1 protein-coding gene is annotated in these 652 nt (G+C 41.3%); it reads right to left on the bottom strand.

Annotation, left to right across the window (positions count from 1 at the left end; genetic code table 11):
• Positions 1 to 140: 140 nt before the first annotated feature.
• Positions 141 to 452 carry a GIY-YIG nuclease family protein gene (locus tag B3763_RS08250; protein WP_348655143.1) on the bottom strand — a complete coding sequence of 104 codons (312 nt, stop codon included), beginning with the start codon at positions 450 to 452 and terminating at the stop codon, positions 141 to 143.
• Between the last annotated feature and the right edge of the window lie 200 nt (positions 453 to 652).

Below are 652 nucleotides of genomic sequence, written 5' to 3'. Positions count from 1 at the left end.
AGTTCAGCATGACGTTGTTTTATTGTGTCGTCACCCTGAATGCGTTTCAGGGTCTTCCTCAAAGATTCAATAGATGCTGAAACGAGTTCAGCATGACGTTGTTTTATTGTGTCGTCACCCTGAACGCGTTTCAGGGTCTTTCAAACATCATAGTCTAGGTTGATTCCAATAGACTCTGAAAGGTCGTTGAGTTCGGGGTTATGTTCTTTTACAAGATTCCATTTCCATTCCCTATGCCAATTCTTTAGCTGCTTTTCTCTAGCTATGGCTTCCTGAATACTAGAGAATTCTTCATGATATATCAGGTCGGTACAGTGATACTTTTTGGTGAATGTTGAACCAATATGTTGTTTATGTTGAAGGACTCTGGATATCAATTCAGAAGTGACGCCAATGTACAGAACAGTCCTTCCTGGATTTGACATGATATAAACAGAGCCTCCTTTTGCCATATAACAATATAAGGCTTTTGCAGATCATCGGAAAAGCCTGAAATGATAGGGCACCGTCATCCTGAACTCGTTTCAGGATCTCGCTAGGGCTGAGAGGATGCTGAAACAAGTTCAGCATGACGTTGTTTTATTGTGTCGTCCCCCTAAACTTGATTCAGGGTCTTTCTCAAAGATTCACAAGATGCTGAAACAAGTTCAGC

The organism is Roseivirga sp. UBA1976 (assembly GCF_002336325.1).
Lineage (GTDB): Bacteria > Bacteroidota > Bacteroidia > Cytophagales > Cyclobacteriaceae > Roseivirga > Roseivirga thermotolerans.
The sequence above is the reverse complement of the archived record's forward strand: the minus strand, read 5'-3'. Positions and strand labels throughout refer to the sequence as shown.

Coding starts and splice junctions, on each gene's coding strand:
- B3763_RS08250 (WP_348655143.1), bottom strand. CDS start 452: ATGGCAAAAGGAGGCTCTGTTTATATCATGTCAAATCCAGGAAGGACT.